The sequence below is a fragment of the Pseudomonas sp. GW704-F2 genome, from assembly GCF_059423025.1.
This window is the reverse complement of sequence record NZ_JBWKXO010000008.1, coordinates 19,325-42,269: the sequence shown is the minus strand read 5'-3', so window position 1 is coordinate 42,269 and position 22,945 is coordinate 19,325. Positions and strand designations below refer to the sequence as shown.

The following is a 22,945-nucleotide window of genomic DNA, read 5'->3' as shown; positions in this document are numbered from 1 at the left end:
TCATGACTTTGAAGGACTCGCACGCGGCGATTGCGCGCTATTTATATAACGCCACGCCTGCGCCAGTCGTCTACCGATTATATAAACCACCGCTGCCTGGCCGTTTTTTATTACAGCCCTTACTTACCGCCCCGGTAAAACCGAATTATTTTACCGCTGACCGACGACTGACCTGTTCTGCGCTCAAGTTGATCTTGGCCCGAGCCGATAGGCTGATGTGAGAAGGATCGCTATTTACTGATTCAGGGAGGAACCTATGTCGTCATACAGCAACTTGCAGCCGCTTCCTCAGGCTCGCACTTTTTTCCGCTTACCGCTCGTACCCGCTGCCTGTGGCGCATGCGCCCTGCTATTGAGCGACTGGCGCGCCGACAACCAGGCAACGCGCCCAGCAAACGCCTGGGCAAACCGCTGTTTATTCCTCGAACGATAGCAAACCCGGCAATTCAGCCAACCGCACCGCACATGGAGAGGCCTTTCAATGAAATGGTTCTACGATTTAAGGATAGCTACCAAGCTCATCACTTCGTTCTTGCTGGTGCTGGTGCTGACGGCCATGACGGGCGTGTTCGCCATCATCCAGTTGGGCCTGGTTAACGAAACTGCCACTGAAATGCGCGACAACTGGTTGCCTTCGGTACGGGTTGTCTCCGGCATTCGTTTTTTTGTCGCCAACTATCGGGTCACGGAACTGCGCTATCTGATGGCCGACAGCCCGACGGAACAGGCGCAATATGAACAGGAGATCGTCGATGCCCGCAAGGAAGTCGAGACCCGCATGGCGCGCTATGAAAAAGAGCTGATCTCAAGCCCGGTGGAACAGGCGTTGTTCGATACGCTCAAGACCAACTGGAACAGCTACCTCAACACCAGCAAGAACCTGTTGGCCGAGTCCCGGCAGGGTTTGAAGGAACAGACCAGTGTCATTCTCAAAGGGGATTCGAAACGGGACTTCGAACAGATCTCCAGCGACCTGGTAAAACTCATCGACCTCAACGACGCCGGAGCCACGGCAGCCAATCAACGCGGTAACGAAATCTACGCCAATGCGCGACTGTCCATCATCGCCGCGGTACTCGTGGCTTTGCTGGTGGGTATCGCGCTGGCGTTGTTTATTTCACGCATCATTTCCACCCCGCTGAAAAGGGCCGTGGATGTGGCCAGCCAACTGGCCGAAGGTAACCTGGCCGTGAAGATCGAAGGTGGCTCCAAGGACGAAACCGGGCGTGTGCTCACGGCGATGCAGGCCATGGTCGGCAAGCTTTCGCAGATTATCGGTGAGGTGCGCAATGCCGCCGACGGTCTGGCCAGCGCGTCGGAGGAAGTCAGCGCTACCGCCCAGGCCATCAGCCAGACCACCAGCCAACAAGCCGCAAGCGTCGAAGAAACCAGTGCGTCCATCGAACAAATGAGTGCCAGCATTAACCAGAACACCGAGAACGCCAAGATAACCGACGGCATGGCCAGCAAGGCAGCCAAGGAAGCAGGAGACGGCGGCGACTCTGTTCAGCAGACGGTGCAGGCGATGAAAAAAATCGCGCAACGCATCAGCATCATCGATGACATTGCCTACCAGACCAACTTGCTGGCCTTGAACGCCGCCATCGAAGCGGCGCGAGCCGGCGAACATGGCAAGGGCTTCGCGGTGGTGGCGGCCGAAGTGCGCAAACTGGCCGAGCGCAGCCAGGTGGCCGCTCTGGAAATAGGCGAGCTGTCCACCAGCAGTGTCGAAATGGCCGAACGGGCCGGCCATCTGCTTGGCGAGATGCTGCCGTCGATCAACAAGACCTCCGATCTGGTCCAGGAAATCACGGCCGCCTCCGAAGAACAGGCAGCCGGCGTGGCGCAGATCAATTCGGCGATGAACCAACTCAACCAGGTCACTCAGCAAAATGCCTCCAGCAGCGAAGAGCTCGCTTCCACCGCCGAAGAAATGAGTACCCAGGCCGAACAGTTGCAGCAGGCCATGAGTTTTTTCAGGCTGGACGCAAGCGATCAGGCATCGAACGTCACACTGGGCAAATCCAGCCAGGCAAGCAGCGTATCGCGTGCGATGGCGCGGGCACCGCGAGCGGTCCCGCACAAAACCTTCCTCAAGAGCGCAGGCCCCGACGAAAGCGAGTTCACGCGGTTCTAAGCGCAAACCGGACGCGGTGCTTTTTTCATGCAGGAGAGCGACATGGGCGCGTTAACCGATACCCGACAGCCGACGGCGATTCAAAAGCAGGAGGCGCAGTACCTGACGCTCCTGCTGGGCGGCGAAATGTTCGCCATCGATATCCAGGGCATCAAGGAAATCATCGAGTACGGACACGTGACTCCGGTGCCGATGATGCCCGACTTCGTGCGCGGCGTGCTTAACCTGCGAGGTGCCGTGGTGCCGGTGCTGGACCTCAAGGCACGGTTCGGGCAGCCATGCACGAAGGTGAATCGACGCAGCTGTGTGGTGATCCTCGAAGCCAGCAGCGAGGACCACCAGGCCCAGGATATCGGGCTTCTGGTGGACAGTGTGTCAGAGGTACTGGAAATTCCGGCGGACGAGATCAAGCCGGCCCCCAGCTTTGGCGCGCGCATTCGCCCTGACTTCATCAGCGGCATGGCCAAGGTCGCCGGCACGTTCGTCATCGTTTTGCAGGTGGACAAGGTGTTATCGATGGATGAAATGTCTCAACTGGCGGACGCCGGTGACAGCCCCAGCCTCCAGGACCTGTAAGTCACGAACAAGGAGTTCGGATTGAAACAGATCAATCTTGAAGATCGTGAATTCACCCAGTTCCAGTCCTGGCTCTATGGTGCAGCGGGCATCCACTTGTCACCCATGAAAAAGGCCCTGGTTGCCGGGCGTCTGTTCAAGCGCCTGCAGTTCCATGAACTGGAGAGCTACGGCGCGTATTTCAAAATGATAATGGGCAAGGAGAACCCCGACGAACTGCAGTTCGCCCTGGACCTGTTGACCACCAACGAAACGTATTTCTTTCGTGAACCCAAGCACTTCGAGTTCCTGCGCGAACGGGTATTGCCCTTCGCGTCGCCAGGCAAGACCTTCAGGGTGTGGAGCGCGGCCAGCTCCTCGGGCGAAGAACCTTACAGCCTGGCCATGACCCTTGCCGAAACCCTGCGCAGCACGCCCTGGGAGGTCATCGGATCGGACATCAGCACCCAGGTACTGGCCAAGGCCCGGAACGGGCATTACCCGATGGAACGCGCCAACAGACTGCCGCAGTCCTTGCTCAGTCGATACTGCCTCAAGGGCATCGGCCAGCAGGAAGGCACCTTCCTGATCGATAAATCCCTGCGCCAGCGGGTCAGTTTCGTGCAAGTCAACCTGATCGAAACCCTGCCCCAATTGGGCGAATTCGATGTGATTTTCCTGCGCAACGTGATGATTTACTTTGATCAGGAGACCAAGCGAAAAGTAGTCAGTCGCCTGCTCCCATTCCTGCGACGTGGCGGCTATTTCATGATCAGTCATTCGGAAAGCCTGAACGGCGTCAGCGATGCGTTCAAGCTGGTGGCGCCTTCGATTTATCAAAAACCGTGAGGCGCCGAAGCTGTCGAGCCACTATTCGCTGATGAGCTTCTTCGGGTTGTCACGTTCACGCAGCACACATTGCATTTCCAAAGCCTCATCGAGGGTGAGCTGAAGCTCTTCATCCTTCCAGGGTTTGCTGATGTAGCGGAAAATGTACCCATCGCTGAGTGCCTGCGTGATCATGCTCATGTCGGCATAACCGGTCAGCAGGATATTCATGCAGTGCGGATCGCGCTTATGCACCTCACGGAGCAGGGTCGGGCCGTCCATGAACGGCATGCGCGCGTCGCAGACGATCAGGTCTATGGGGTGCAGTTCGAAAAGGCTCAGCGCCTGCGCGCCACTGGTGGCCAGCAGCAAATCGTAAGGCTTGCCACGCAGCAAGCGGCGCAGGCTGTTGAGGATACTTTCTTCGTCGTCCACCAGCATGACGGTGTAGCGTTTTTCGCTCAACTCGGTGGTGTTCATGCTCAGCATCCTTCAACGGCAGAGGTAGCGTGGGCCTGTACCTGGGGCTGACGTAACGGGAGCCAAGCGCGGAAGCAACTGCCCCGGCCCGGTTCACTTTCGACGGTGAGCCTTCCATGGTGCTTGACGATGATGCTGTACGACAGCGACAGGCCCAGGCCCGAGCCCATGCCTACCGGCTTGGTGGTGAAGAACGGTTCGAATATCCGGTTCTGGATGTCCAGCGGGATGCCGTGACCGTTGTCGACGACCTCGACGAACACACCGCCGTCTTCCCTGCCACTGTTGATGATGATTTCGCCATCAACGCCCACGGCATGGCTCGCATTGATGAGCAGATTCAAGAACACCTGATTGATCTGCGAGCCCATGCACTCGATAGGCTCGATATCGCCGTAGCGCTTGATCACCTGAGCCTTGAACTTGATCTCGTTCCAGATAACGTTGAGGGTGCTATCCAGCCCCTTGTGCAGATCGGCCAACTGCCATTCGTAACTGTCGACATGGGAGAACTCGCGCAGGTCCTTGACGATACGAGTGACCCGGTCCAGCCCCTCGACCGACTCGACGATCAGCTCGTCGATGTCCTGCCGCATGAAGTCGTAATCCGCCTTGTCCCGCATGGCCGCAAGCTCGGGATGAGCCTGCGCATGTTTTTCGTCACTGGCCTGTTCGTAGGCGTCGAGCAATGCGAAAAGATCCACCAGGTAACGCCGCAGGCTGTTGACGTTGGAGCACACAAAGCCGATCGGGTTATTGATCTCGTGGGCCACGCCCGCCGCAAGCTGGCCAATCGCAGCCATTTTCTCGGACTGCAGCAACTGCGCCTGAGCCTCCTCGAGCCGTGCGATCAGCAGCGCCTGGGCGCTCTTTTCCTCCTCCAGCAACTCGTTGAGGTGCGTCAGTTCGAGTTGGCGGGCAGCGGTGTCGGTCGTATCGCTTATCGCCAGGCCCACCCCCAGACTGCCGCCATCGGCGTCCTGCACCGGGAAGAAGGTGCAGTTCTGATACATGTGCCCGACCAAGCCACTGATCGGCCGGGTGCTTTCGAAGTTGAACAGGTGCGGCCGTTGCTGCCAGGAGGTGAACGCAAAGTTCTGCAGCGTGACGACGCTGTTGATCTTCTGCCGGGTCCAGACCTCGGGCAGCTCCGGAAACACTTCGAACAGCGTGCGACCGACGAGCTCTTCGGCGCTGCGGCCGCTGTTGATGGACATGAAGTGGTTGGAGAACAGCACTTTGCAGTCATGGTCGACCAGCAGCACGCCCATGTTGATGGCCTTGAGCATCGACTCAAGGGTTTCCCGGGAAATTGCCTTGTTGTCTGTCATGAAGACGCCCCTTCAAAGCTCATAGAGCAAGCGATCGATGGCCCGGACCACAACGCCTGCTGTACGTTCGGTGATACAGATCAGCAGGTCGCAGGAGAATTGATGAGCCTGCACCTCGAAACGGATTTCCAACACCATCGCCAGGTGTTCGTTCAGGTTCAATTCATCCAGTGCGTTCGTGGACTCTTCTCTGTGGACCAGAATCGACGGCGCGTCGTAGCTCACTTGTATCGCCACCTGCTTGGCCAGGCCACTGATGCAGGCGCCGGACAGGATGTTGGTGACATCCAGCATCAGTTCTTCCTGCTGCGCAGGGCCGCCGTCGCTATAGCCGAGCAATTCGGCGAGCTTGTCGGCCCCCATGGAACCAAAGCAAACGAACACCTCTCCGCGTAGCTCCCCCAGGAACGACTGGCGGGTGACGATCATGGAGCTTCGACGAAGATGGTCCGGAATCAACAGGTTGTCCTGCTCCCGGATCAGAGGGTGAATGAAAGGAACCGAAAGCGTAACCATGGTGTTGGTCAGCCGGGCCAGTCGTTCGGCGGCCTGCCCCATGGCAATGTTCATCAATTCCTGCAAGGCGTCACGTTGGTCTTCGGTTAGCGCGGCCAAGGTTTCCATCAAAGTACCCCTATGACGTGCAAGGCATTGAGTACAGCTTGCGCCGTAACCGGCTTGGCGACGAATGCAGCAGCGCCCAGATCGGATACGCGCTGCCTGGCCAGCGGCTGGATGTCGGCGCTGATCACCACGACAACCACATTCGCGTCCTCGCGCTTGAGCGCCTCAAGGGTCTGGAAGCCATCCATGACCGGCATGGTCAGGTCGAGAAAAAGCAGGTCCACCAAACCGGCGTGATACGCCTCCATCACCTCGGCACCGTTACAGGCCTGGCGAACATCTTCGGTCAGTGATTCTGGCAGGGAACGCAAGACCAGCTTGCGGGACATGGATGAGTCATCAGCGATTAGGACTTTCATGATGCACTCCACATTATGAAGTGTCCTGCAGCCTCGGGAGGGGTCGCAGAAACGAAGATTCGCAAGAACCTTTTAATCACTCTAACCCGACATCTAGCAAAGAGCCATCATCCAATCCTGATATTGCGCGAGGGATTTTCGGAGCCTGTAGGGGTTTCCCTACAGGCCGCCAAAAAGTGTGGCTGCGTGATCTTCGCCCGGCATACCACCGGATCAAGCGACGAGGCACATCGCACCGGGCGCTGACCGCGCTACAGAGTGTAGGAAATACCCACTTGCACCGTGCGCGGCTCGCCAGGGTAGGCGTAGAAGTTCAAGAACGAGCCCTCTTCGTACTCGCGATTGAACAGGTTCTTCACGTCCAGGTTGAGCCTGACCTTTTCGTTGACCTTGTAGTAACCGAGCAGGTCGACGACCGTGTAAGCGTCCATCGCGAACGTGTTGTTGGCCGTCTGCCCGGCACGCTCGGCCACGTATTTGCCACCGGCGCCGAGGCCCAAGCCTTTGAGCGCGCCATCCTGGAACTCATACACGTTGAGCAGGCTGAAACTATTGCGCGGAATGTTGGCCAAACGCGTTCCGGTACGGACAGTGGTGTCCTTGGTGACGGCGGCATCCACATAGGCATAACCGCCGATCATCCGCCACTCGGGCGTCAGGTTGCCGGCCACGTTCAGATCAAAGCCGCGGCTGCGGACCTGGCCCGTCGCGACATTGAAGTCGGAGTTCAAGGGGTCGACACCCTGGACATTTTTCTTCTCGATCTGGTAAATCGCCGCATCGACGCTCAGCTGTCGGTCAAGCGCTTCCCACTTCACGCCCATCTCGTAGGACTTGCCCTTCTCCGGATCGAACCCACCGCCCTGACGACTGGCGCCAGTGTTGGGCTTGAACGAGCGCGCGGCATCCGCGTAGAGCGCGACGGTGTCGGTGAGGTCATACATCACGCCGACGCGCGGGGTGACGGCGTTGTCGGCGGCGTTCCAGCTTCTGACACCGGGTACGTAGGACTCGTAATCGTGCTCGAAGCGCTCGAAGCGCGCACCGGCGAGGACTCTCAAGCGCTCGGTCAGTGCCACCTGGTCCTGAACGAAGGCCGCGTAGGTCTTGAGGTTTTCTTTATCGTGTGTCGGCGTGCGGGTCAGCGCCGGACGAGGCTGGCCGTAGACCGGGTTGTAGATATCGATCGGAAAGGTCCCCGCCACGCCGCTGGAACGCTGGATGATCGACTTGTAGTCGTAGTCTTCGTATTCGATGCCAGTGAGCAAGGTGTGCGCAAAGCCGCCGGTGGAGAAGTGCCCGGTCAGGTTGAGTTGGTAGTCCTTGTCGGTCCATTCCAGCTTGCGGTAGTTGAAGTTGCGCTGAAGTGTGCGGCCATCGGCATCCAGGCTGGTCGCGCCGTTGGCCTCGACACCATTGCCCTTCATCGTCCCGTCCAGCCACTGGAAACCACCGCCCAGGGTCCAGTTGTCGTTGAGCAGATGTTCGAAGCGCAACTGGGCCATGTTGTTATCGTTGTGCAGGTCGCCGGCGTACTTCTCGCCCCAGAAGGTGTCACGGGACGGCGTCCCACGCTGGTTGGCGAAGCGTGTCAGGCCGCGATCCAGCGGGCGATTGTTACGCATGAAGTCGCCTTCGAAGATCACCTTGGTGGCGTCATTGGCCTGCCAGGTCAACACCGGGGTCACGCCGTAGCGTTCGCTCGAGACATGGTCGCGGAAGGTGTCGCCGCCCTCGCCCACCACGTTCAGACGATAGGCCAGCGCGCCTTGCTCATCCAGCGGGCCGGACGCATCGAGGGTGCCGCGCTTCATGCCCTGATCATTCAATTGGCTACCCAGCGTGACCGTGGGCTCGGCCAGCGGCTGCTTGGATACCACGTTGAAGGTGCCACCGGGATCGCCACGGCCATACAGCATGGTCGCCGGCCCGCGCAGCACTTCAAGGCGCTCGATGCTGTTGGCGTCGGGCATGCTCGGGTAGCCGCGGTTGATCGGGAAACCGTTGCGGTAGAACTCGGCAGTGGTAAAGCCCCGCACGGTGAAGCTGGTAAGCCCTTGCCCGCCGAAGTTGTTCGCCCGGCCGACGCCGCCCGCGTAGTCCAGGGCTTCCTGCAGGCGAGTCGCACCAATGTCCTCGACCACGTCCTTGGGCACTACGCTGATGGACTGCGGCGTTTCATGAATCGAAGTGTCGGTGCGGGTCGCACTGGCTGAACGTGTTGCGCGGTAGCCCTTGACCGGCCCTTGAGCCGTCTCGTAGTCCATTTCGCCGGTGACCGTGGTCGCCTGCAACTCGAGGCTGCTTTGTTCAGAGGCGGCAACCTGCGCCCAGGCAAAAGGAGTAAACGCCTGAAGCACGCAGAGGGAAATCAGGGTGTGACGCATGGATGTTGGACCTCATGGATGAGCCGACGCGCAGGCAAACCTGCCAAGAATTCGCGGCGCATGATATACCAAACCATTCGCGCATGACATGGATTCTCATTAACTGTTTTTTGCGTATCAGCTTTGTATCAACCGCGTAAAAATCCAGGCAAAAAAAACCACTCGCTAGAGTGGTTCGCTTTTGCCATGGCCGCCTGCCACGGCAGTGCTGGCGCGCTTGCCTTCAAGGGCTCGGAGTCGTGAGGCTGGCGAGAAAGTCAGCGACCAGCCGGTTGAACGTCTCGCCCTGATCGTCGTGGACATAGTGACTGGCGTGCGCGACTTCCACCGTCTGCACCTGCCGATTGCTGTCACGCATCGCCTGCAGCGTCGCGGTGGGCAGGAAGTCCGAACGCCCGCCACGAATGAACAGCGTCGGGCAGTCCAAGGCCCGCACCGCCGGCCACAGGTCGGTCGGCTCGATGCTCAGGCGCGCCTCGGCGATGCCTTGCTGATCGTGCCGCCAACTGATCAGCCCTTCGTGCTCTTTCATCGAATGCGCCAGCCTGGAAGCGAGGCCCTGCTCCGACAAGCCCGGGCGCGACGCCTGCCAGAAAGCGCGGGCGCTCGCCCAACTGTCGAAGTGCAACGGCGTCTGGCTCATTTCACGGCGAATACGCGCCGCGCCGTCGCCCTGGCTCGAGGAGCCGGGACCGATGTCTTCGATGATCAGCCCGTGCAAACGCCCTGGGTTTTGCCGTGCATATTCAAGAGCATTGGCGCCACCCAGCGAATGCCCCAGCAACACGAAGCGTTGCAAACCGAGGTGGGCGACAAATTCCTCCACATCCTCCACATAAGATTGCGTGTGGTAGCTGCTCGGCGTGGCCCAATCGCTCAACCCGCGACCGCGCTGGTCCAGGGCGTAAACGCAGTAACCGGGGCCCAACGCCTGCACCAGCGACTCCCAGGTCTGCGCATAGGCCCGCAAGCCGTGCAGCAGAACCAGAGGCACGCCGCTCGGCTCGCCCCATTGCAGAAAATGCAGGCGCAAGCCTGTGCGATTAGTAAAAAAACAGCTGGCAGGCGACATCGTTGTGCTCCATGAAGGCTGGGCTTGGGCCGGCTTAGAAACGATCGAAACGATACGGGCTCGGATCGATGATCGGGGTATGCCCGCTGACGATATCCGCCGCCAGATGGCCGGCCGCCGGCGAGGTACCGAAACCGTGCCCCGAGAAACCGGTGGCGACGGTCAACCCGGGAATTTGCGCGACCGGCCCAACCACCGGGTTCGAGTCCGGCGTCACGTCGATGGTGCCCGCCCAGGCCTGGGCGATCCGCGCCTGCTCGAATACCGGCCAGGCGGCCTTGAGGTTGTTCATCGCATCGTTGTTGAGCCGCGGGTTGGCGGCCGGGTCCTGCACCCGTACCCGTTCGAACGGGCTGATACTGTCGGCCGACCAACGCCGGGCCAGCGCCAGGTCGTTAAAGAAATACTTGCCCAGCGACACGTTCAAAACGCTGCGCTGCGCGCGAAACTGCGGCATGTATTGCTTGGCGAGCAACAGGTGATCGAGGGTCAGGTAGGCGTCCAATTTGCCGCGTTGGGTAATGATGAAACCGCCGTCCTTATGCTTGCGAAAGGAAAAGTCCGGCGCGCCCACGGCGATCTCCGTAGGCCCGTCCATCGGATGTGTGCGCAGCACCGAACAGGTCAAGGCCAAGGTCGGCAACGCCACGCCGAGGTTGCCCAAAAAGCGCCGCGACCACATCCCCCCGGCCAGCAATACCTGATCGCAGCGAATCTCACCCTTTTCAGTGACCACCCCACTGACCTTACCGGCGGACATCTGCAGTGTACGCACCGCACACTGCTCGATGATCACCACGCCCTTGGCCATGGCCGCCTTGGCGATCGCACTGCTGGCCAGGGTCGGCTCGGCCCGCGCATCAGACGGCGTAAAGATACCGCCGGCCCAGTCAGCCACGCCGCCCGGCACCCGTTGCGCGATCTCGCGCTGGCTCAGCAACCGCGAGTCGAGGGACAGATGTTCGACCGATTTCAGCCAGCTTTCATGCATCGCCATCTGCGCCTCGTTGCGGCCCAGGAACATGATGCCCTCTTGCCGATACCCGACGTCGGCGCCGACCCGCTCAGGCATCTGCGCCCACAAGCGATCTGCGGCGAGGGCCAAGGGGATATCGGCGGCGTGCCGGCTGGTCTTGCGCACCCAGCCGAGGTTGCGTGAGGACTGCTCGCCGGCGATACGGCCTTTTTCCAGCACCACCACCGCGATATTGCGTTCGGCCAATGTCAGCGCAGCCGTCAAGCCGATGATCCCGCCGCCAATGATGACGACGGACGTCGCGAAGGGGAACGTAGTTGACGTGTTCACGGGCGCTATAGTCGGGGCCATGATCAAGACTCTGTGAGCGATTGAGGTCGGCCGCGCAAGCGCACGGCCGCGTAGCGGTCATTGCGACAGGCGGATGACTTCGACCTGCGCCTTGGAGGCGTTGCGATAGGCCGTCACTTCCAGTTCCACCTTGTAGACCGTCGAGCCCAACGGCGGGCAGGTCACGGTACTGGCCGGATCGACACCGCGAAACTTCTCGCCGATCAGGCCCATGACCGCCGGAACGTCCTTGGGGTCCTGGATGAATACCCGCGAGCACACCACATCGGCCAGGCTGGCGTCGACGGCGGCGAGGGCCGTTTCGATGTTGGCGAATACCTGATGCGTCTGTTCGAGGATGTCCTCGGGGATCAACTTGGTTTGCGGGTTGCGGCCTGCGGTATTGGAGACATAGATCCAGTTGTCCACCACCACCAGGCGTGAATAGCTGGCTTGGTCTTCAAACGGGGAACCGGTCTTGAGCTTGATGATTTTGGTCATGTCGTTGCCTCTTCAGATGGATAAGGGTGGCTTAGCGCAACGCGGGGGTTTCCCACAGATTCAGTTTCACGCCGATGCCTTTTGCGATGGCATTGCGGTACACCACCGTGCCCCAGGCCACGTCTTCCACGGGCATGCCGCCCACCGACATGATGATGATCTCTTCATCGTTCCGGCGGCCCTGGGCATCGCCGGCAACGATCTTGCCGATGTCTTCGAGCTCGTCGCGCTGCATCTTGCCTTCGGCGATCATGTCCATGAACCGCACACCGATCACCGGTACGCAGTGGTGCGCGGGCTTGGGCAACTCTTCGAACCAGGCTTCATAGAGGCCGGTGTTATCCAGCACCTTGCGCACCTCGGAGCTCTCCATGCCTTCATCCAGGGAGCAGGACGCCGGCATCGCCATGAAGGCGCCCGGTTTGACCCACTCACGCTTAACGATTGGGTAGTTCGAGGGGTCGCCGACCTCACCGGAGCTACAATAAGTAACAAGGTCGGCGTCGCGGACCACATCTTCGAGAGTGTCGACGACTTTTATCGTGGTCACCTGTGGGTAGGTTTGCTTTACCCAGGCAATAAAATCGTTGAGGCTTTTCTCGCCGCGTCCCTTGATCTTCAAGGTATCGATCTGCGGGCACACCGCGATGAAAGCGGCCAGCGTGGTCTTGCCCATCACCCCCGGGCCCAGCAGGCCGACGACTTTGGCATCCTTGCGGGCCAGGTGGCGCGCGCCCACGCCGGGAATCGCGCCGGTGCGATACGCCGACAGCAGGTTGGCCGACATGTGCGCCAGCGGTGCGCCCGTGTCGGGGTCGTTGAGCGTGAACATCAGGATCGAGCGCGGCAGGCCTTTGTCGCGGTTGGCGATGTTGGAGCCGTACCACTTCACGCCGGCGGTGCAGAAGTTGCCGCCCAGGTAGGCCGGCATCGCCATCATGCGTCGGTCAGCGGTGGGTTTGGGCATGTTCGGGAATGGTGATTCCTTGGGGAAAATCACCATCGCGCCGTGGGAATCGTTGTTCGGGCCCGCCATGCGGTAATCGCCGATATACAGCAGGCCGAACATCTCTTCCATGGTGTCGACACAGGCAAGCATGTCGGTGACGCCAGCGCGGATCATGTCCTGCTCGGACAGGTAGATGAAGTCTATTTTTGTAGTCGTGGACATAATTATTCTCGGGCTGAAGGTGATATCGCTGCGGTAGGCGCGGCTCCCACGCTGTCGAGTCCGAGTATCGGGCTGGGCTTATCGGCGGTATTGTAAATTTCGGACATCGGCGCTTGCCGCGGGCACCTGAGTTGGCGCGATAAATGCCTGAATATTCGCGCATATTGCCAATCGAAGGTTCCGTCATGGTCAACCTGTGTGCGCCGAGGCCGCGGCACCCAACCGCCTACGAACAACCCTGGTTCGTACTCAACTCATCGCGGTATTCGGTGATGCCTTCCGAGCACCCGGCGATCTCGCATTTCTATGCCTTCGATGTCGCCCAATCGACCGACGTGCTGGCGGTGCCGGATGGCTGCGTGGACATCGTTTTCGACTGCGATACCACACGTCCCACCGTGCGGATCTGCGGCACGCCGCTGGAGGCGCAGCGCGTCGAACTGCATCAGCATCATCACTACTTTGGTGTGCGCTTTTCACCGGGGGTCATTCCAGGCTTCATCAATGTGCTGGCCGCGGACCTGACCGAACAGGAGCTGGATCTGCTCAAGGTCTCGGGGTTTGCCCAGCGCATGTTCGAGAACATCGTGCAAACCCCACGGTTGGAAGAGCAGATGAGGCTGTTCAATGACTACCTGGCCCCGCGCCTGATGGGCAGGACCTCGAAACTGACGGCGATGGTGATTCAACAGGCCCTGGTGCATCGCGGTGACCTGCGCATTCAGCAACTTGAAGACCTCAGCGGCTACACCAGCCGCACCATCCATCGCCAGTTCAGCCAGGACACCGGCATGTCGCCGAAGATCTTTTGCCGCATCATTCGCTGCCAGGCGGCCCTGGAAACATTGAATACCCAGCACGATGTATCCTTCTCGGAACTGGCGCTGGACCTGGGCTTCTCCGATCAGTCACACTTCCTGCGCGACTTCAAGAAGCTGGTCAGTACGACACCCTGTGACTACCAGCGCAAAATTGTGCAGAACGCCTACAGCGACCGCATCAGCTTCGCCTGAACGCGCCGCATCAGGCAGCGTTCACCCCCCTCCCCCGCGCGACGAAAAATAAACCTGCGTCTCCATCATTTCTCCATAAAGCCTACGCTGAAAGTGCATGCTTGCCGTGCATCATCCAACCCGTTGCCAGAAAACCGCGCGCCGTTGCAGCATTGTCCGGCAGCACAGGGCACATCGACCGAGCAGAACATGACCGAATCACTCGTTACATCAACCGCTAATCAGGCACTGATCCTGATCGCCGAAGACGAACCGGAAATCGCCGACATCCTCACGGCCTATCTCAAACGCGCCGGCTTTCAAACCGCGCATGCGCAGGATGGCCGTCGCGCACTCGAACTGCACCAAACGCTCAAGCCCGACCTGGTGCTGCTCGATGTACTGATGCCGAAACTGGATGGCTGGATGGTACTGGCGGAGGTTCGTCACCGCGGCAACACGCCGGTCATCATGCTGACCGCACAGGACCAGGACGTGGACAAACTCATGGGGCTGCGTATTGGCGCCGACGATTACATCGTCAAGCCATTCAACCCGGCCGAGGTCGTGGCCAGAACCCAGGCGGTGCTGCGCCGCTGCGTCGACAATGGCTATTTGACGGGGCGCAGCGTGCTGCGCGTGGACGCCTTCGAAATCGACATCGACAACCATGACGTGAGCGTCAGCATCGACGGGCAGAAACACCCATTGAACCTGACCGTGACCGAATTCAAGTTACTCGCGCAATTGGCAAAGGCGCCCCGACGCGTGTTCAGCCGCGCCGAGTTGCTGGCCCTCTGCTCGCCCGAGAGCGACAGCCTGGAGCGCACGGTCGACAGCCATATCAGCAAATTACGCAGGAAAATCGAGGACCTCGGACTGCAAGGCGTACCGGCCAGTATCCGCGGGGTCGGCTACCGGTTCGGGAGCCTGCCATGAAAGGCGCCAACAGCTTGAGTCGGCAGATTATCCTGTCGATGTCGGCCGTGGTCCTGTGTGTGATAACCCTGGCGATTGTCGGGACCTATGTCTTTTATGGGCTGCTGTGGTCGTTTGCTCCGCTGAGCGACGCGGAAATGGATGAGTGGCTGCCCAGCGGCATGGAGTGGGCCTGGATGAGCCTGATCACCTGCGTCAGCCTGGGTGTCGGCGTCGCAGCGGCGATCAAGTTGTCCCGGCGCATTCTGATGCCCTTGAACTCGGTGGCGGGCAGCCTGCGCAGGCTGGCCGATGGCGACCTGGATGCCCGCGCAGTGGCGCCGGATCAATCCTTGGGCGAAGCCGCCTTATTAGTGGATGACTTCAACAGCATGGCCAACCGATTGAAACGCATGGCCGAAGAACAGGCGTTCTGGAACGCAGCGATCGCCCATGAGTTGCGCACGCCGCTGACCATCTTGCGCGGCCGCCTGCAGGGGCTGGCCGAAGGTGTGTTCGAGCCGGATACCGCGCAGTTCTACAGCCTGCTGACGCAAGTGGAAGGGTTGACGCGCCTGGTTGAAGACCTGCGCGTGGTCGGCCTGGGAGACAGCGGCTACCTCAAGCTCGAACCCGACTACGCCGACCTGGCCACCGACCTGGAAGCCGAAGCACGGTTGTTCGAATCGAGCCTGCGCAGCGCCGGCTTCGTGCTGCACCTGGACCTGCTCAAGGGGCCGATACGCTGTGACCGCGCGCGGATTCGCCAGGCGTTGCTAGCGCTGCTGGACAACATCCGCCGGCATGCGACGCCAGGCAACGTCTGGGTGCAACTCGGCAGCCAACACTCGCGCAACTTCCTGAGAGTCACGGATGAGGGGCCGGGGGTGGACGACGCTTTCGCGACGTATATTTTCGATGCGTTCCAGCGCGGCGAAAGTTCTCGCTCCCGTGCCCAGGGAGGCAGTGGGCTGGGTCTGGCCGTGGTGCGCGCGATTGCCATCGCCCATGGCGGCACGGTGAGCTGTCGGACATCGATTAATGGCGGCACCGTGTTTGAACTCAGTTGGCCAACAACAACGCAGAGCCTGGATACCGACACGGAGTCTACTGAGGTGTAACTGCATATAACGCCAAACTCGCTTGAATATTCAAACCGACAAAGGTGATGGCATGCGCCTCTCTATTTTTATAGTTAATAGAGCCACGAAATATCGCCACTTTGCCTTACTGAACTCACAAGGATGTTGTATCGCGTTCAAGAGCTGCGAAAGGATGCCAACTCAGGGCGAATGGGTCGAAATCACAGCAATCAATCTTGCCTGGTTCAATCAAACCCTTCCAGGCCACGGGCGCCGGGACAATGAAGCAACACCTGGCAAATGACGTTCAATGTTTTACGCGGACAACTGTTATGCCGACTCTGCATTCCGCTCGCCCCCTTGTTGACTCCAAACAGCTGGAAGCGTCACTGACGCTCTACACACTCAAACTGCGAAAGTTGCAGCGCTTCTGGATTCCCCTGCAGAAGTACGCGCCGCATTGCGTATTGGCGTTGTGGTTGATTGGTGTGTGCGCGTCGTTGATCACACAGTCTTATTGTCACTGGCTGATTACAGCGCCGGCCATTTGCATATTGATCGCCATGGAAATCGTTATCGAAGAAGTGCAGATCAATTTGTTATTGATGACCGAGGAGGCGCGCTATCTGCTCGGCGTCGCCCGCGGTATCTATCCTCCCATGATGCGCTCGACAGGTGGCCCATGCCGTCCGTAACCCCTAGGATTGTGCTCGAAGAAAGCAAAAAGCTCGGTCAGCAATCCGCCAGCCAGACCCTCAAGGCCATTGCCAGGGCCTACCCCGGCAAGCTGTTTGCGACCTTGTCGCTGGTGGCGCTGGAAAATGCACTGCTGCTCGCCTACCCGCTGTTCGCCGGGTTTGCCGTGGACTCGATCATCCGTGGCGATGCCGCCAGCGCATTGCTCTATGCCGGCGTGGTGCTGGGGTTCTGGGTGGTGGGGGCGGCGCGGCGCGCGCTGGATACGCGCACCTTTACGCGCATCTACGCCGATCTTGCGGTGCCGGTGATCCTCAATCAGCGCCTGGAACGCCAGAGCACGTCCAAGGCGGCGGCGCGGGTGGTGCTGGCGCGGGACTTCGTCGACTTTTTCGAGAAGCACGTGCCGATCATCGCCACCGCGCTGGTCTCGATCATTGGCGCGGCCGGCATGTTGCTGGTGATCGAGCCTTGGGTTGGCGTGGCATGCCTGCTCGCGCTGCTGCTGTGCGTCACCGTGATGCCCGGCTTCGCCCGACGTAACCAGCGCTTGCATGAGCGCTTGAACAATCGCCTGGAAAAGGAAATCGGCATGGTGGAAGCCGTCGGCGCGCATACCCTGCACCGTCATTATCGCCTGCTGTCGCGACTGCGGATCCGCTTGTCGGACCGTGAGGCCATCGCCTTCCTGTCCATTGGCATTCTGGCGGCGCTACTGTTTGTGGTTGCTATCACGCAACTGGCATTGTCACCGGCCGTAAAAGCCGGGCATATCTATGCGGTGATGACTTACCTGTGGACCTTCGTCAGTTGCCTGGATGAAGCCCCCGCGATGATCGACCAACTGGCGCGGCTCAAGGACATCGGCAAGCGCGTGAACCCAGGGCTTGGCGAGGCGGCGGACTGATCGCGCATCAGCGCTCGGCCCTGCGCGTTTCCGAGGGCGACTCGCCAAACAATTCGCGGTAATGCGCCGCGAAGTGACTCAGGTGAAAAAAGCCCATGGCCACGGCGACCTCACCGACGTTTTTCTCACTGGCCGCGGTCGCGATCAACCGCCGCCGGACCGCGTTGAGGCGCAGATTGCGCAGGTACTCGACCGGGCGCAGGCCAGTCACCGCCTGAAAACTGTTCTGCAGGGTCCTGCGGCTGACACGCAATTGCTCGCACAGATCGAGGATGCTCAACGGGGTATCGCCACTGGCAACGATCAACTCCTGGCAACGCCGGACCAGGTAGGCACTGACGGCGAAATTGCCGCGTCGGCAACGCACCTCATCGCTGGCATGGGTGAACAGGTCCAGGAAGGTGCCGAGCAGCTCATCTTCCAGGATCTTTTCCGAGACGGCGCTGATCGCGTCGGTATGTTCCAAAAGGTGACGAAACAACGGGTGAATACGCTGGTGTATACGCAGCAGTAACGCCTCATCCACACGCAGCTGAGACACAGTGGTCAGGCGTTTAAGCTGCTCGCCGGATAACTCGAAAGCCGCCAGTTTGGCAAAGCGTACCGCGTCGACGTTAATCGCGAAAAAATGCGTGCCTTCCGGGGCATGCAATACGAACTCCTCTGAATCGCGCAGCAGCACCACGCTCTGCGCGTCCACTTGCTGCCCTTGCACCACCGGTGCGCTGCCCAATGACATGGCGGCGCACAACCGGCCTTTGGGCGAGGAACCATGCTGCACCACTCGCTTGTCCAGCACCTCCTGGAAGATCTGGAAGCGATCGCAGGACAACTGGCGCAGTTCACTGGTGAGGCAGCCACGGCCCAGTTGGTCGTAGATCTGCTGCCAGCCCTGGATCGAGCCGGCGTGCTGTTGAGGATCATTGAAGGTTCGGACTTCAGCGAGCATATTCGTCGTTCCTCGGCGGCCTGTGTCTGGTCATTGGCCTGAAGGGGGCTCAGTCATCCCTGACGGCAGCTGGCATTCACACGGGCACAGTGTCCGCCCGGAAAATCAAAGCCAGTTCCGTGCCAAGCATCTGCAGACGATAGGTTCCCGGCTGTATATCGATCGGTGCCAGCAACGCGCCCGACAGCACCACCTGCCCAGCCTCGATACGGTGACCGTCCGCCAGGAGCCGGCGCACCAACCAGCACAGATTGAACAGGGGGTTGTCTTCCCGAGCCTGCGTATCGCCGCTGCCCAGGTGAACCCCTTCGTGCTCCAGACGATAGGGCACGCAGGCATGCTGTTGCGGCTCGAACGGCGACCTCGGCCCCACACAGTAAAGCCCCGCTGCCGCGTTATCGGCGAGGAAGGCGCCAAGCCCGAAACGCCAGCCTTGCCATCGGCAGTCGGCGATTTCGAACGCGGGCGCCACCTCGGCGATGGCCGTCAGAATGTCCTGGTCGCGGTAGTCCCCCGGCGCCAGCGCGTGCCCGAAGACGAACGCCAGTTCGACCTCCAGCTTGGGCTGGATCAGCCGCGCCAATGGCACCGCACTCCCCGGCTCAACCTGCATCGCCTCCGTGAGGCCGCCGTACACCGGTTCGTCGAGAGCAAAGCGTGCTTGCGCGGCGCGGCCGGCGAAGGCGACCTTCCAGCCGCTCGGTTTCTCCCCGGCGGCCACGCGTCGCTCCAGGGTCTGGCGCAACAGCGCGTAGCCTTGCTGCCGGTCCAGCGCCTGCGGTGCCAAAGGCGCTATGGCATGAGCGCTGAGCCTCGCTTGGCGCAGTTGGCCGAGTACATCGTCGGGCGTGCTCATGACAGTTGCTCCGCCAGCTTGCGCAATACACCGTCCAGCCGCTCTGGGGTGGTAATGGCCGCGACAAAGCGGTCCGGACGCACCACGACGATGCAGTCGCGCACCTTGGAGAACCACTCGGCCAGCCGGTTATCCACGTCCTCCACACTGATCGCGTCCATCGCCGTCAGCGGCTGGTTGCGCCCCACGCCGCTGCGCGAACGGTTGACCTGGATAAAGCGCGTGTTCCAACGCGCCCAATACGCGGCCATGTCCTCGCTCAGTGGCGCCCGGGGATTGGTGCGGTAACCCAGCACGGCATACGAGTTGCCCAGCATGTCGTCGAGGCGCCGACGTTGGCCCTGGGCATCTTCGATATAAGGCTGCACGAACAGTTGCCCGACCAAATCGTCTTCGCGCAGCTCGGCACGCTCGTGATAGACCAGGCCTTGGGTGATGGTGGCCTTGGGTTTGAACTTGAATTCCAAGAGGTGCGAGCGCAGGTTGTCGACACTGTTGACCGCCTGGAACAGCCAGTCGCGCACGCCGGCCATCAGCGGGTTGGTCAACCCCAGCACGGCGCCCATGTTGTCGGCCAGCGCCACCAGCTCGGTGGCGTGGCCGCGGCGTTCCTGGTCGTAGCTGGCGAGGATCGACGGCGCCGCGCGGCCCTGAATGATCGCCGCCAGTTTCCAGGCCACGTTGGCCACGTCGCGCAGGCCGGAATTGAGGCCCTGCCCGGCCCAGGGCGGCGAAATATGCGCCGCATCGCCGACCAGCGCGACCCGCCCCTGGACAAACCGCGCCGCAACGCGGGAGTGGTGGGTGTAAGCGCGGATCCGGATGATGTTCAACTGATCCACGGCCGCGCCGATATGGCCGCGAATCAGCTCACGAATCGTCGCCTCGTCGCACATTTTCGCTTCGTCTTCGCCCTCCAGCAGCATGAACTCCCAGCGCCGCTGCTGATAAGGCAGGTAGATGCACACGAAGGGCCGTTGCGGATCGGCATGCAGGGCGGTGTACGGCGCATCCAGGGTGTCGTTGGCCGTATCGACCACCACCCATTTGCGCGGATGCGTGAGCCCGAGCAGTTCGACGCCCAACTGTTTGCGCACGGTGGAGCGCCCGCCGTCGGCGCCAATCACATAGTCCGCCTGCAATTGGTAGAGCTCGCCGTGGGCATCGCGCACCTGCAAGGTCACGCCCTGCTCGTCCTGCTCCAGTTCGAGCAGTTCATGGCCCTGGCGCAATTGGACGCTGGCGTGCTGCACGAGATGTTCGCGCAGGGTGCCTTCGAGCAATTGCTGCATGAAGATGTTCCGCATCGGCCAACCGTACTGCGCGACGCTCGGCTTGACCTCGGCGAAACACACGCCACGCGCGTTGTAATAGCGCAGCGGTACATCGCAGATCATGTCACGTGCGGCCAGCTCGGCAATGCCGATCCCCTGCAGCACGCGCAGCGCTTCGTCGTCCATGCCGACTGCGCGGGGATAAGGCAGGATGCCGTCGGCCAGTTCAAGGACGACGCAGTCGATACCGTACATCCCCATATAGTGTGCGGCGGTGATCCCGTTCGGGCCGCCGCCGACAATGACCACCTGGGTTTTGTCCTGCTTCATCGCTAGTCACCGCTTTCTTGTTGTGGTGTTGATCGGATGCCACGCAAGGCTTTGCGCCCGGGCTCAGTGCAGCCCGTCGAGACCTTGCACATCCGCCGCCTGCAAACCGCCGAGCCGTGCATGCAGGCGTCCGCGCGTGGCGAAGGCCCAGATCACAATGACCTCGTCCGGGGAAGGACCGTCACCGAACATCAGCGACATGCTGTCGTAATGGGAGCGCACATACAGCGCATCCTTGTGGGCCAATGGCACATCGATGGTCGAACCCGGACCGCCACGTTTGCCGGTGGACGGCACCCACGACTTGCCACCGCCCAGCGCGACGCGGATCGGATCGGCGGCAGGGTTGGTCAGGAACGCGTTGCCGTGCTCGTACTCGCCCGCGCTGCCCACCAGGATAGCCTTGCCGTAGCTGACAATCTCGTGCTCGCCGGCCAGTGCGTTGATGCGCCGGCCGAACTCTTCGCCCAGCAACGGCGAGTCGTCCACCAATGCATCCAGCGTCTGGCTGAAGCGGCCGGCATAGGGGTTGGCAATCACTGCGGCGATGGCGTACTTGTACACAGGTTCGCCATCGGCCAACTGGCCGGTTTCGTTGGCCAGGGTTTCTTCAATGAAGCTGTACCATTTGCGGATGTGATAGCTGGCGAAATTCGCGGTTTTCATCAGAGCTGCCTCTATTCAAAGTGGATCGAGTTTAAAGTTCCGGCTCGGCGCGCCGGCGGCCTTGAAGCGGGCCTTGCCAAGTGCGTCGTCGTGCTCGGTCTCGAGAAAGAATTCCATGCGATTACAATCCGGATCGTGGAAATACACGCCATGGCCGATTTCGTGATCGGTGATTTTCACCACCTCGACGCCTTTGCTCAGCAACATGCCGTAGAGCTGGCGCAGGGTGGTCATGTCGCCGGCGATTTCCAATCCGTAGTGCTGCAACCCCAACCCGCCCTGATGGGCGCCGGGTTCGGCACGAATCAACGCAATGTCGTGGTGCTTGGTGCCAAACGCCATCATCACCCAGCTCTCGCCACGGGCACTTTCGTGCATACCCAGGATGTCGGCGTACCAACGTGCTGACACATCTGGATCACTCACCCATAGCGATAAGTGAGTACGAAGGACTTCGACTTTCATCGCGCACTACCTCAGTTTTTCTTGACGATGGATTGATGCCCCGCCTTGATCTGCGCCACGGCGGGGGTCCACAGCACGTCAGCGATCTCACTGAATTCGCGCCACTGCTTCTGCCAGCCGTCACCGCCGTTCTCGGAGGTGAACAAATGGCCGTACTTGGTGCCCGCGACGATTTGCCGAGGGTTCGCCGGGTTGAAGGCGATAGCCCACACACAGGAATTGGGCTGTTGCGGCAGCGGCAACACCTGCCAACTGAGCGCGGCATCATGGGAGACCAGGATCTTGCTGGTGGTGCCCGGCGTGCCGTCGGAGATGCTCAGGTACAGCGTATCCTGCGTGCCCAATGGCGCACTCATGGCGCGCGCGTAATACAGGCCAAACGCTTCGCGGGCGACGATGCCGGTCCAGGTCAGCCCTTCATCGAGGCTGCGGTAAACCGCATTGACGCAAACCACCACGATGACTTTCTCACCGTGATTGGGCAGGACCAGGATGTTGTGGATGTCCGAGTTGAAGTCCCACAGCAGCCGATCATCGACGCGCATCCAGCTTTCGCCGCCGTTACGCGAATGGAACAACCCGCCCTCCTCGAGGCCGAACCACACCTGGTTGCGGTCGGTGGGGTCGTAGGCGAAGGCCAGCAACCGTGGACGACTGACGCCGTCACAGAACTCCGGGATTTCCACCGGCGCGCGATCCCAGCTCAAGCCGCCGTCCAGGGTGCGCCACAGCTCGGCGCGCGAAGGCGCACCGGTGCCGACGAATATCCGCAGAGCATCCTGCGGGTCGACCGTCACCTTCCACACGGTCTGCCCGTTGAACGGCGTGTCGACCTGCTGCCAATGGCCGCCGGTGTCGTGGCTGACGCACAAACCAATGTCGGTGCCGGCATAAATCACGTCCGGCGTGCCGGGGTGAAAGCTCAGCGAACGGGTGATCGCATCGAACTCCAGATCCTGCCCGAGGCCGAGACGATGCCAACTGCGGCCATCGTCGGCGCTACGGATCACGGCCTGGCCGACGGTGGCGACTAATAGGGTTCCGTTACTCATCGCAGTT

24 protein-coding genes are annotated in these 22,945 nt (G+C 60.7%); 9 read left to right on the top strand and 15 right to left on the bottom strand.

Translation table 11 applies throughout. The annotated features are described in order from the left end of the window. Positions 1-2 precede the first annotated feature (2 nt). From AC07W0_RS09015 to AC07W0_RS09000, 4 genes are all read left to right on the top strand, one after another. Entirely contained in the window at positions 3-221 is a 219-nt protein-coding gene (locus AC07W0_RS09015; protein ID WP_146013187.1) for a hypothetical protein, read from the top strand. Between the two features lie 260 nt (positions 222-481). Then, positions 482-2,137: a methyl-accepting chemotaxis protein gene (locus AC07W0_RS09010; protein ID WP_102618298.1), complete on the top strand. Its 1,656-nt coding sequence runs from the start codon at positions 482-484 to the stop codon at positions 2,135-2,137. Positions 2,138-2,179: 42 nt separating this feature from the next. Further along, the gene (locus AC07W0_RS09005) at positions 2,180-2,713 is read left to right on the top strand and encodes a chemotaxis protein CheW (RefSeq protein ID WP_102618299.1); all 534 of its coding nucleotides are present in this window, start codon (positions 2,180-2,182) and stop codon (positions 2,711-2,713) included. A 21-nt stretch (positions 2,714-2,734) separates the two neighbouring features. Further along, on the top strand, positions 2,735-3,541 hold the full coding sequence (locus AC07W0_RS09000) for a CheR family methyltransferase (protein ID WP_017846988.1): 807 nt from the start codon (positions 2,735-2,737) through the stop codon (positions 3,539-3,541). Between the two features lie 21 nt (positions 3,542-3,562). On the opposite strand, the gene AC07W0_RS08995 is transcribed toward AC07W0_RS09000, so the two are convergent. From AC07W0_RS08995 to AC07W0_RS08955, 9 genes are all read right to left on the bottom strand, one after another. Continuing rightward, a complete protein-coding gene (locus tag AC07W0_RS08995; RefSeq protein ID WP_017846987.1) occupies positions 3,563-4,000 on the bottom strand; it encodes a response regulator in 438 nt (145 codons plus the stop codon). Positions 4,001-4,002: 2 nt separating this feature from the next. Beyond that, positions 4,003-5,331, bottom strand: a complete 1,329-nt coding sequence (locus AC07W0_RS08990; RefSeq protein ID WP_017846986.1) for an ATP-binding protein — start codon at positions 5,329-5,331, stop codon at positions 4,003-4,005. Positions 5,332-5,343: 12 nt separating this feature from the next. Then, positions 5,344-5,955, bottom strand: coding sequence for a chemotaxis protein CheC (locus AC07W0_RS08985; protein WP_017846985.1), 612 nt, complete (start codon positions 5,953-5,955; stop codon positions 5,344-5,346). Then, positions 5,955-6,314, bottom strand: a complete 360-nt coding sequence (locus AC07W0_RS08980) for a response regulator (RefSeq protein WP_017846984.1) — start codon at positions 6,312-6,314, stop codon at positions 5,955-5,957. Before AC07W0_RS08980 ends, AC07W0_RS08985 begins: the two co-directional genes overlap by 1 nt. A gap of 251 nt (positions 6,315-6,565) precedes the next feature. Further along, positions 6,566-8,701, bottom strand: a complete 2,136-nt coding sequence (locus AC07W0_RS08975) for a TonB-dependent siderophore receptor (RefSeq protein WP_102618300.1) — start codon at positions 8,699-8,701, stop codon at positions 6,566-6,568. A gap of 223 nt (positions 8,702-8,924) precedes the next feature. Then, positions 8,925-9,773 (bottom strand): alpha/beta fold hydrolase, encoded by an 849-nt coding sequence (locus tag AC07W0_RS08970; protein ID WP_102618301.1) that lies wholly within the window; start codon positions 9,771-9,773, stop codon positions 8,925-8,927. Between the two features lie 34 nt (positions 9,774-9,807). After that, positions 9,808-11,100, bottom strand: a complete 1,293-nt coding sequence (locus tag AC07W0_RS08965) for an NAD(P)/FAD-dependent oxidoreductase (protein ID WP_102618302.1) — start codon at positions 11,098-11,100, stop codon at positions 9,808-9,810. 57 nt (positions 11,101-11,157) lie between these two features. Next, positions 11,158-11,580: a RidA family protein gene (locus AC07W0_RS08960; protein ID WP_017846980.1), complete on the bottom strand. Its 423-nt coding sequence runs from the start codon at positions 11,578-11,580 to the stop codon at positions 11,158-11,160. Positions 11,581-11,611: 31 nt separating this feature from the next. After that, positions 11,612-12,751: an ornithine cyclodeaminase family protein gene (locus AC07W0_RS08955; protein WP_026140023.1), complete on the bottom strand. Its 1,140-nt coding sequence runs from the start codon at positions 12,749-12,751 to the stop codon at positions 11,612-11,614. Positions 12,752-12,936: 185 nt separating this feature from the next. On the opposite strand from AC07W0_RS08955, the gene AC07W0_RS08950 reads away from it, so the two are divergent. The 5 genes from AC07W0_RS08950 (at position 12,937) to AC07W0_RS08930 (ending at position 17,346) form a co-directional block, all read left to right on the top strand. Beyond that, the gene (locus AC07W0_RS08950) at positions 12,937-13,764 is read left to right on the top strand and encodes an AraC family transcriptional regulator (protein ID WP_046483329.1); all 828 of its coding nucleotides are present in this window, start codon (positions 12,937-12,939) and stop codon (positions 13,762-13,764) included. Positions 13,765-13,953: 189 nt separating this feature from the next. Continuing rightward, entirely contained in the window at positions 13,954-14,682 is a 729-nt protein-coding gene (locus AC07W0_RS08945; RefSeq protein WP_102618303.1) for a response regulator, read from the top strand. After that, a complete protein-coding gene (locus AC07W0_RS08940) occupies positions 14,679-15,782 on the top strand; it encodes an ATP-binding protein (protein WP_102618304.1) in 1,104 nt (367 codons plus the stop codon). The genes AC07W0_RS08945 and AC07W0_RS08940 overlap by 4 nt, the downstream gene beginning before the upstream one ends. A gap of 293 nt (positions 15,783-16,075) precedes the next feature. After that, entirely contained in the window at positions 16,076-16,438 is a 363-nt protein-coding gene (locus AC07W0_RS08935; protein WP_017846975.1) for a hypothetical protein, read from the top strand. Then, positions 16,426-17,346, top strand: a complete 921-nt coding sequence (locus tag AC07W0_RS08930; protein ID WP_026140021.1) for an ABC transporter six-transmembrane domain-containing protein — start codon at positions 16,426-16,428, stop codon at positions 17,344-17,346. Before AC07W0_RS08935 ends, AC07W0_RS08930 begins: the two co-directional genes overlap by 13 nt. 7 nt (positions 17,347-17,353) lie before the next feature. Here the strand turns inward: AC07W0_RS08930 and AC07W0_RS08925 are convergent, their stop codons facing one another. The 6 genes from AC07W0_RS08925 to AC07W0_RS08900 form a co-directional block, all read right to left on the bottom strand. Further along, positions 17,354-18,295, bottom strand: a complete 942-nt coding sequence (locus tag AC07W0_RS08925; protein WP_017846973.1) for a helix-turn-helix domain-containing protein — start codon at positions 18,293-18,295, stop codon at positions 17,354-17,356. A gap of 76 nt (positions 18,296-18,371) precedes the next feature. Then, on the bottom strand, positions 18,372-19,151 hold the full coding sequence (locus AC07W0_RS08920; protein ID WP_017846972.1) for a 2-keto-4-pentenoate hydratase: 780 nt from the start codon (positions 19,149-19,151) through the stop codon (positions 18,372-18,374). Further along, complete coding sequence (locus tag AC07W0_RS08915) at positions 19,148-20,755, bottom strand: bifunctional 3-(3-hydroxy-phenyl)propionate/3-hydroxycinnamic acid hydroxylase (RefSeq protein ID WP_017846971.1); 1,608 nt, start codon at positions 20,753-20,755, stop codon at positions 19,148-19,150. Before AC07W0_RS08915 ends, AC07W0_RS08920 begins: the two co-directional genes overlap by 4 nt. Before the next feature lie 63 nt (positions 20,756-20,818). Then, complete coding sequence (locus AC07W0_RS08910; RefSeq protein ID WP_017846970.1) at positions 20,819-21,421, bottom strand: amino acid synthesis family protein; 603 nt, start codon at positions 21,419-21,421, stop codon at positions 20,819-20,821. A gap of 15 nt (positions 21,422-21,436) precedes the next feature. Next, complete coding sequence (locus tag AC07W0_RS08905) at positions 21,437-21,886, bottom strand: VOC family protein (RefSeq protein ID WP_026140020.1); 450 nt, start codon at positions 21,884-21,886, stop codon at positions 21,437-21,439. An 11-nt stretch (positions 21,887-21,897) separates the two neighbouring features. After that, positions 21,898-22,938 carry a WD40/YVTN/BNR-like repeat-containing protein gene (locus tag AC07W0_RS08900; RefSeq protein ID WP_046483244.1) on the bottom strand — a complete coding sequence of 347 codons (1,041 nt, stop codon included), beginning with the start codon at positions 22,936-22,938 and terminating at the stop codon, positions 21,898-21,900. Between the last annotated feature and the right edge of the window lie 7 nt (positions 22,939-22,945).

Coding starts and splice junctions, on each gene's coding strand:
- AC07W0_RS08910 (WP_017846970.1), bottom strand. CDS start 21,421: ATGAAAACCGCGAATTTCGCCAGCTATCACATCCGCAAATGGTACAGC.
- AC07W0_RS08940 (WP_102618304.1), top strand. CDS start 14,679: ATGAAAGGCGCCAACAGCTTGAGTCGGCAGATTATCCTGTCGATGTCG.
- AC07W0_RS09010 (WP_102618298.1), top strand. CDS start 482: ATGAAATGGTTCTACGATTTAAGGATAGCTACCAAGCTCATCACTTCG.
- AC07W0_RS08900 (WP_046483244.1), bottom strand. CDS start 22,938: ATGAGTAACGGAACCCTATTAGTCGCCACCGTCGGCCAGGCCGTGATC.
- AC07W0_RS08925 (WP_017846973.1), bottom strand. CDS start 18,295: ATGCTCGCTGAAGTCCGAACCTTCAATGATCCTCAACAGCACGCCGGC.
- AC07W0_RS08995 (WP_017846987.1), bottom strand. CDS start 4,000: ATGAACACCACCGAGTTGAGCGAAAAACGCTACACCGTCATGCTGGTG.
- AC07W0_RS08905 (WP_026140020.1), bottom strand. CDS start 21,886: ATGAAAGTCGAAGTCCTTCGTACTCACTTATCGCTATGGGTGAGTGAT.
- AC07W0_RS08990 (WP_017846986.1), bottom strand. CDS start 5,331: ATGACAGACAACAAGGCAATTTCCCGGGAAACCCTTGAGTCGATGCTC.
- AC07W0_RS08950 (WP_046483329.1), top strand. CDS start 12,937: ATGGTCAACCTGTGTGCGCCGAGGCCGCGGCACCCAACCGCCTACGAA.
- AC07W0_RS09005 (WP_102618299.1), top strand. CDS start 2,180: ATGGGCGCGTTAACCGATACCCGACAGCCGACGGCGATTCAAAAGCAG.
- AC07W0_RS08920 (WP_017846972.1), bottom strand. CDS start 19,151: ATGAGCACGCCCGACGATGTACTCGGCCAACTGCGCCAAGCGAGGCTC.
- AC07W0_RS08980 (WP_017846984.1), bottom strand. CDS start 6,314: ATGAAAGTCCTAATCGCTGATGACTCATCCATGTCCCGCAAGCTGGTC.
- AC07W0_RS09015 (WP_146013187.1), top strand. CDS start 3: ATGACTTTGAAGGACTCGCACGCGGCGATTGCGCGCTATTTATATAAC.
- AC07W0_RS08915 (WP_017846971.1), bottom strand. CDS start 20,755: ATGAAGCAGGACAAAACCCAGGTGGTCATTGTCGGCGGCGGCCCGAAC.
- AC07W0_RS08930 (WP_026140021.1), top strand. CDS start 16,426: ATGCCGTCCGTAACCCCTAGGATTGTGCTCGAAGAAAGCAAAAAGCTC.
- AC07W0_RS08960 (WP_017846980.1), bottom strand. CDS start 11,580: ATGACCAAAATCATCAAGCTCAAGACCGGTTCCCCGTTTGAAGACCAA.
- AC07W0_RS08985 (WP_017846985.1), bottom strand. CDS start 5,955: ATGGAAACCTTGGCCGCGCTAACCGAAGACCAACGTGACGCCTTGCAG.
- AC07W0_RS08975 (WP_102618300.1), bottom strand. CDS start 8,701: ATGCGTCACACCCTGATTTCCCTCTGCGTGCTTCAGGCGTTTACTCCT.
- AC07W0_RS08970 (WP_102618301.1), bottom strand. CDS start 9,773: ATGTCGCCTGCCAGCTGTTTTTTTACTAATCGCACAGGCTTGCGCCTG.
- AC07W0_RS08945 (WP_102618303.1), top strand. CDS start 13,954: ATGACCGAATCACTCGTTACATCAACCGCTAATCAGGCACTGATCCTG.
- AC07W0_RS08965 (WP_102618302.1), bottom strand. CDS start 11,100: ATGGCCCCGACTATAGCGCCCGTGAACACGTCAACTACGTTCCCCTTC.
- AC07W0_RS08955 (WP_026140023.1), bottom strand. CDS start 12,751: ATGTCCACGACTACAAAAATAGACTTCATCTACCTGTCCGAGCAGGAC.
- AC07W0_RS08935 (WP_017846975.1), top strand. CDS start 16,076: ATGCCGACTCTGCATTCCGCTCGCCCCCTTGTTGACTCCAAACAGCTG.